At 60.0% G+C, this 8,052-nt stretch carries 2 protein-coding genes; both read right to left on the bottom strand.

The window, feature by feature from the left end:
- The coding region (locus R4P70_RS32280) for an amino acid adenylation domain-containing protein (protein WP_317833786.1) at window positions 1–3,266 on the bottom strand (3,266 nt) is incomplete at its 3' end.
- A gap of 272 nt (window positions 3,267–3,538) precedes the next feature.
- Window positions 3,539–8,052: non-ribosomal peptide synthetase (locus R4P70_RS32275; RefSeq protein WP_317833784.1), on the bottom strand; the 4,514-nt coding region annotated here is incomplete at its 5' end.

Raw genomic sequence — 8,052 nt, 5'->3', positions numbered from 1 at the left:
CCAACAGTCAACTCGTGAACAGTGTCATTGACCGCCACCAACACCTGCGAACGCTCGTCCTCGCCGAGCAACTCCACATCCCCGACAACCGAATCAGGCTCCGCCACCATCGCTTCCAGAACCCGAACCAACCGCTCCGCAAACGAGACAACCGTCGACTCGTCGAACAAATCCGTCGCATACGTCAACGACATCGGCATCCCCACACCGACGCCGTCCTCCTCCAACGGTGACACCGTCAACTGCAGATCGAACTTCGCGATCTCCACACCCGCGTCGAAACCGGCAATCGACAGCCCCGGCAATTCCAAGACACTCTGCGCCATGTTCTGGAAGAACAACGCAACCTGGAACAACGGATGATGAGCCTGCGACCGCGCCGGATCAAGCACCTCCACCAACCGCTCGAACGGAACATCCTCGTTGCCGAACGCCCCCAGATCGACCTCACGAACCCGACCCAACAACTCCGAGAACGACTCCGAAGAATCCACCTCCGTCCGCAACACCAACGTATTGACGAACATCCCGATCAAATCATCAAGCTCCGGCTCACCCCGCCCAGCGATCGGCGAGCCCACCACAACGTCATCACTACCACTCAACCGCGCCAACACCACCGCCAACGCCGCATGCACCACCATGAACAACGACACACCACGATCAAGCGCCAACTGCTCGAGCGCCCGATGCAACCGCACATCAACCGAGAACTGGTAACTAGCACCACGATTGGACGCAACCAACGGCCGCGAACGATCCGCCGGCAACTCGATCCGCTCCGGCAACCCCGCCAACACCGACGTCCAATACCCCAACTGCTCAGACATCAACGACGACGGATCACCCTCGGACCCCAACACCTCACGCTGCCACAACGCGTAATCCGCATACTGCACCGCCAACGGCGCCCACCCCGGGACCTGTCCACCCGCACGCGCCACATACGCCATCGACACATCACGCACCAACGGCCCCATCGACACACCATCAGCAGCAATATGGTGAACCACCAACGCCAACACAAACTCCGACGAACCCGTCTGGAACAAACGAACCCGCAACGGCACCTCAGAAGTGACATCGAACCCCTCAGTCACCACCGGCGCCAACACACCCAACAAATCAGCCTCATCGGCCGGCACCGCAGAAATATCCACAGCGAACCCACCCACCGGAAGAACCTGCTGGAACCCGCCCCCCTCGAACTCCGGATACACCGTCCGCAAAATCTCATGCCGCGCAACAACATCCGACACAGCAGCCTGCAGAGCCGCCACATCCACCACACCAGACAAACGCAACACAATCGGAATATTGTTCACACCCGACACAGCATCAAACCGCGACAAAAACCACATCCGCTGCTGCGCCAACGACAACGGCACCCGCTCCGGACGCACCCGAGCAGTCAACGCCACACGAGCACGCCCAGTGGAAGCTGCGAGCGCAGAGGCAAGCGACGACACGGTCGAAGACTCGAACAACGTCTTGACTTGTACCCGCACGTCGAAGACAGCACTCAACCGTGCTGCCAACTTCGCTGCGACAAGCGAATTGCCTCCAAGCTCGAAGAAATCGTCATCCGCTCCGACCTGCTCCAGCCCGAGCAGTTCACCAAACACCGTGGCGATCTGGATTTCATCCTCAGTGGAAGGAGCACGGAATGGACGAGACTCGAAATGCGGCTCCGGCAACGCGGAAGCATCCAACTTGCCCACGGGTGTCAACGGAATTTCACTGATGAGAACGACAGAGGCAGGCACCATATGCCTAGGCAATTCTTGTCTGCAGACGTCGAGCATTTCCGTGATGTCTACCTCAGCTCCCGCCCGTGGCAGCACGTATGCCACCAGAGCCTGCTCCCCATTGTCGAGCTTGCGACCGAGGGTTGCAACGAAGTCGACCGCGCGATGGGATGCAAGAACTGCGTCGATCTCTCCGAGCTCGACCCGGAAGCCTCGGATCTTCACTTGGGAGTCGGATCGCCCGACGTATTCGAGGTCCCGTGCACCCCCATCTGCGATGACCCAGCGTACGAGGTCACCACTGCGGTACATTCGTTCGCCCTGCGCTCCAAACGGATTCGCGATGAAACGGTCGGCAGTCATTCCCGCCAGATTGTGATATCCGCGCGCAACCTGAGGCCCGGCAAGATACAGCTCACCTGTCGACCCGACTGGGACTGGCTGTAACCGTGAGTCCAGAACCAGGGCGGAGGCCCCGCGAACAGGTCCACCAATTGTCACGCGGTCACCTGGTGCCAGTTTCGGGCTGATGTTGGTGACAATAGTCGTCTCGGTTGGGCCGTATCCGTTGTAGAAGGCCCTGTCCCGTCCCCACCGTGCAACAAGCTCAGGTGGGCATACCTCGCCACCGACTACAGCGGTGACGATGGAATCCAACCCCGAGGGATCGACAGATGCCAACATTGACGGGGTTCCCACCACATGCGTGACGCGTTCGGTTTTCAATAGTTCCGCGAGCTCGTCACCACCGTAAACCGTCGTCGGAACGATAACCATCGTCGCGCCGGAACCGATGGTAAGCAACAGCTCGAAGAGCGAAGTATCGAAGCTGGGGGTGGCGAAGTGCAGAACCCTCGAGTGGGCTGTGGCACCAAGTCGCTCAGCCTGTTCACTCAGCAAATTGCCCAGGCCTGCGTGCGTGACAACAACACCTTTCGGACGTCCAGTCGACCCTGAGGTGTAGATAACGTATGCAGGGTGTTCGACTCGCAGAGTGCGAACACGGTCCGAATACGCCACCGGTTCGCCGGACATCGCTTCCGATGCCTGCGTCGTCTCGAGAGAATCGATCGCGATCCACCTCACAGACGATGGCAAATCAATACCTAATTCGCCGACGGTCAAGCCGATCGAGACACCCGAATCCTCGATCATGTACGCAACACGGTCAGACGGATAGTTCGGATCCACCGGCACAAAAGCTGCACCGGTCTTCGCGACTGCCCACACTGCCAGCACTGATTCGATTGACCGCGGGATGGACACGGCAACCCTGTCCTCCGGACCTACACCGCCGGCAATCAACATACGAGCCAGGCGAGACGACCGCGCATCCAATTCGGCGTAGGAAAGTGAGTGCCCCTCGAATCGCAACGCGTCCCTCGAAGGATCCAACTCGACGGCCGCCGCCAGCAACTGGGGCAGCAACAATGTCCTCGCTCGGCGAGTGCGGGCGGGCCGCTCCCGTCGACTCTTGCGAGTACCAGAGGTATCCGGCGTCACACCATCGGCGCTCATGCGGCCACGACCTGCGCTCGAACGGCGTGATGGAGGAGCTCGTGCTGCGTCAAGACATTTCACCTTCGCTTTGGTACTGCAGTTCGATCGGTATTCGCGGGAATCCGATCACTTCCGAGGTTCTACCCTTGACCTGGGCAAATCGAGTTCGACGTCCCGGTATAACCCCAGTAGTTGATCGGACACACCGAACCATTGTTACAGCTGTCGAGGAGTGGACATCATCGGACTGTTCGGGATATGGGCGTCCATCTACTTCCAGAACGGCGGCGTCAGCTCAGAGTCCACGTCGCGGAATCACACGCCAGCCGTAGATCAGGCAACGCTCCTTCGACGACATCTGTGAAGACGTCTGTCTGACCTACCGCGTGCGAAACCCACTCCTCCTCGAGGAGTCCGTGCACATCGGCATTCCTAGACTCTTCCGAGGACAGGAGAACGACGCCACCGACCACCCCGGCCAGCAGGATCGTCATAACCGATGTGTCGTCGTCCGCGGGACCGAAGTACATCAAACGCGATTCGTAGTCGACCTCGTGCTTTTGCGACATAGCATCCAACTTCGCCGCGAGCTCTCCCTGGGTGATCTGGTCAGAGGCTGATCCGGTAACCACGACCGCGACGTCGTCAACATTGAGCGGACGAACCCGGTCCGCGTAGTTCACGGAACGACTCGAATACGACGCCACCAATTCGACAACATCGGGCCGGGCCAGATCGAGGGTCGTCTCCAGCGGAACATCGGAATTCACAGAATCTGCATCGCCCGAAGTCAGCGTCAAGGCCAGACTCGGGCTTGTTCCATTCGCACCCGCTGTTCCTGTTGTAGCTCCCACGAGTACTGCCACACCTGCTTTGGACAGCGCCCAGATCGCCACTACCAGTTCGATGCCACGCAGCCCTGTCATCGCCACTGCGTCGCCCGGGCCGATCTCAAGACTGATGAGGTGGCGTGCAAGGCGAGATGATCGTGCATCGACCTCGTGGTATGTCACTTCCTCTTCATCGCACACGACTGCGACGGCGTCAGGATCAGCCTCCACGGAGTTCGTCAATCGCTGTGGCACGAGTCTGCCCGTCGAAGCGCCAACTGCCGGGGGTGGCGTTGTGTCCACGGAGCCGAGGACTTCTGCTCGTTCGGAGTCGGTGAGCAGTTCGATGTCACCGATCGGACGTGAAGGATCCGAGGACACCCGATCGAGAACGCGTACGAATCGCTCGACATGTGCGTCGGCGGTCGCTTGGTCGAAAAGATCGGCGGCGAAAACCAAATGGCCAATCAGTCCTCCTGTGATCGGATCAGAACTGAGATTGAGTTGGAGGTCGAACTTCGCAGTCGCCTCCACACCCTCGACTGCCGAGATCTTCAGATCCGGCAGAGTGAACTCGGCTCCTGCCATCGGTTCGACCGACAGTGCAACCTGGAAAAGCTCGTTCGCTGACGCCGACAAGGCGCCGGTAACTTCCTCGAACGGTATGTCGCCGTTCGCAAATGCCTCGAGATCGACATTTCGAACCAGCGAGACCAATTCGCCGAATCCTGCTCCGAGGTCCGGAGCGGTCCTGAGTGCGAGTGTGTTGACGAACATTCCGACTATGTCGTCCAGTTGCTGCTCACCTCGCCCGGCTACAACTGTTCCGATCGCGAAATCTCGGCTTCCGCTCAACCGTGAGATGAGAACTGCAAGCGCGGCATGCACAACCATGAACAATGTGGCGTTGTGTTCGCGCGCAATCTCGTTGAGCCGCGTCGCCGTGTCCGCACTGACGGAGAACTCCGAGACACCGGCCTTTGCAGACATCTGCGCGGGTCGCTGACGGTCGGAAGGCAATCCGGGCGTCGACGACACACTGTTCAACGTCCGGCGCCAGAAGTCGAGTTGCTGTGCAGCCTGCGAGCCGATCTCGTCGACGCTACCGAGCAATTCGCGCTGCCAGATCGCGAAGTCCGCGTACTGAACAGTCAACGGCGTCCACGACGGCGCGGTACCGCGCATGCGGGCCTCATAGGCGACCATCATGTCTCGGGCCAGAGGTCCCATCGATTCACCGTCAGCGGCGATGTGATGAGCGACCAAGACGAATATGAAGTCTGCCGGCCCCAACTCGAGCAACCCAGTGCGTACAGGTACTTCCTGAGCTACGTCGAATCCGGTCGTCACCAACTCCACGACGCGATTGAACGCCGCGGCCTCGTCGTCCACCTGAATCGTTTCGAGAGGCGAAAGGAGTTCGTCGATCGCGACGATTTTCTGAACCGGCCCTTCGATGTCACTCGGGTAGCTGGTCCGGAGCGACTCATGTCGAACCAAAACGTCGTGAAGAGCCTGGCGCAAAGCCGCGACATCCAAGTTCCCTGTCAATCGCAGAGCCAACGGAATGTTGTATGCCGCAGAACCGGGATCCATCTGGTTTACCAACCACATTCGCTGCTGGGCCAAGGACAGAGGAAGACGTTCTGGACGTTCCCGCGCCTCCAACTCCATCCTCGCACCGGAACCTGCGGTCTTTTGCGCTACTGCAGCCAAACCTTCCACTGTCGAGTTCTCGAACAGCACGCGCACCGGGACCTGCGCATCGAGCGCCTGTCCCAATCTTGCTGCCAACCTGGTAGCGATCAACGAATTACCACCCAGCGCAAAGAAATCGTCATCCAGACCGACCCGCTCCGCGCCCAACACATCTCCGAACACCGACGCAACAATTTCCTGCACCGCTGTGACCGGCGCCCGAAACTCTGCTGCCTCGAATACCGGTGACGGGAGAGCCTTTCGATCCAATTTGCCCGAAGCATTGAGAGGAAGCTCGTCGAGGACAAGAACCTTCGAGGGCACCATGTACGTCGGAAGCACGGCCCGGGCAGACTCCAGAACTTCGGACGCATCTACTGAAGTTCCCACGACATACCCGACCAGGCTGTCGCCGAACGTCGCATCGCTGTGCAGGACGACCACCGCATCTGAAACCGCTTCGTGCGAGATCAGAGCAGATTCGATCTCGCCGAGTTCGATACGCTGCCCCCGCAGTTTGACCTGGAAATCCGATCGGCCGATGTACTCGAGCTCGCCCCGACCGTTCCACCTGACGAGGTCGCCGGTTCGATACAACCTGCTGCCGCCATCTGGGGCGCCCCTTTCCTCGACCGCAAAGGGGTTGGCGACGAAACGCTCCGCCGTCAACGCTGCTCGGTTTCCGTATCCGCGACCGACACCGACACCACCGACATACAACTCGCCGATCACGCCCGGCGGCACCATACCCAACGACCGATCCAGAACGAACAGATCCATGTTCGGCACCGGTGCACCGATCGGAACGCTGACGGTGTCATGCGCAGTCACTGCGTGGAACGAGACCACGTCCGACGCTTCCGTCGGGCCGTAACTGTTCACCAGGCGTACGCCGCCTGACAACAAACTGCCAAGACGATTGAGCCGGATCGACTCGCCTCCAAGGAACACAACATCGAGAACGCTCAGAGCAGACTCCTCATCGGAATCCACCACGGCTTCGAATGCGCTCGGCGACATGTTCGCCACTGCGACGTCACCGTGCCCGACGCGAGCGACGATCGCATCCGGATCGAAACCGTCTGAGGCAAGCACTGCGGTCCGACCGCTGCTCAGCGCTGCCCAGACGTTCTTCTGCGTCAGGTCGAAACTGGGTGACGACGCGATCAAAAGACCACCAGTTTCGGGCAACTCGCTGCGATACCAGGCCACCGTATTCTCGATGCCCGCCATCGGCACCAACGTCGGCTTCGGACGACCAGTCGAACCGGATGTCGAAATGACATACCCCAAGCGGTCCCCCGCACCGAGTTCACGCCATCGATCCGTCGGCCCCTCCACAATCGGCGAATCGCGCATGATGCTGTCGAGGACGATGACGTCCACCGCCAGATCGAGAGTCGTCGTACTCACCGCACATCGGGCGCCAGTGTCGGCGATTATCGCTTCGATCCGATCCTGTGGGTACGACGGATCGATCGGCCCGTACGCAGCACCCGCCTTCCACGCCGCCAACATACCTACGACCCACTCGACCGACCTCGGCACGATCAACGCGACGACGTCATCCGGACCGACGCCGGCCGCCGTCAATCGCTCGGCCACCACGTTTGCGTAGGCGTCGAGTTGCCCGTAGGTCAGCGCCTCGCCATCGCACTCGACGGCAAGAGAATCAGGGGTCTGCCCAACCTGTTCGTCGAACATCGCAGTCAGGGACGCGCCTGCCAACGCTGTGCGCCCACCAGTGGACCAGCTGAGAAGGTTGCTGCGCTCAGCAGCGGTAAGTACGTCGATATCACCCAACCGAACTGACGGATCAACAGTGATCTCAGCAAGGATGCGCCCGAACCTGCCGGCAAAGCCTGCCACCGTCGACTTGTCGAACAGATCCGTCGCGTACGTGAACTGCGCCGCCATCCCCGCTGGTGCGCCCGCCTCGTCAAACTGCTCGACCATGGTCAACTGCAGATCAAACTTGGCCGCCACCGTGTTGGCGTCGATTCCCGCAACTGTCAGATCGCCAAGTCGAAGCACCGACTGCTCCATGTTCTGGAACGACAGCATCACCTGGAACAACGGATTACGAGCCTGCGACCGCGCCGGATTAAGCACCTCCACCAACCGCTCGAACGGCAGATCTACATGGGCAAATGCACCCAGATCGCCCTCACGAACCCGACCCAACAACTCCGAGAACGACTCCGAAGAATCCACCTCCGTCCGCAACACCAACGTATTGACGAACATCCCGATCAAATCATCGAGAACCTGCTCAC

Origin of the sequence: Rhodococcus sp. IEGM 1241 (genome assembly GCF_033142365.1) — a bacterium.
GTDB lineage: Bacteria > Actinomycetota > Actinomycetes > Mycobacteriales > Mycobacteriaceae > Rhodococcus_F > Rhodococcus_F erythropolis.
Note: the sequence above shows the minus strand (reverse complement) of the source record. Positions and strands in the feature narration are given on the sequence as shown.